The sequence below is a fragment of the Hyunsoonleella flava genome (assembly GCF_004310325.1).
Lineage (GTDB): Bacteria > Bacteroidota > Bacteroidia > Flavobacteriales > Flavobacteriaceae > Jejuia > Jejuia flava.
This window is the reverse complement of sequence record NZ_SIRT01000047.1, coordinates 1-311: the sequence shown is the minus strand read 5'-3', so window position 1 is coordinate 311 and position 311 is coordinate 1. Positions and strand designations below refer to the sequence as shown.

1 protein-coding gene is annotated in these 311 nt (G+C 37.3%); it reads right to left on the bottom strand.

Going from position 1 to position 311, the window contains the following annotated elements; translation table 11 throughout:
- Nucleotides 1-311: 6-pyruvoyl trahydropterin synthase family protein (locus tag EYD45_RS16590; RefSeq protein ID WP_130965779.1), on the bottom strand; the 311-nt coding region annotated here is incomplete at both ends.

The window sequence follows — 311 nt, the reverse complement described above, 5'->3', positions numbered from 1 at the left end:
AATCTTGATCGTTAGCGAACCATTCCGCAAAACTGGTAGCAGTTTCTTGAAGTTTTAAGGAGTGCAACTTAATATTTTCAGGTAGGCGTGCTTTTATTTTTTTGGTAAAATCGATAACCATCATTTCACTTGTGGGTTGATAATCAACCAATAAAATATTATGTCCACGGGTCTGCAGCTCTTTGGCTAGTTCTACATGAGGGGTGTTTTTGTTGAACACTGTAGCGTGGTCGAAAACGCTAACAATTTCTTCTTTCACGATTTTTTTGAGATCACCAGAATCGATAACCATACCGTATTTTACGTTAGAT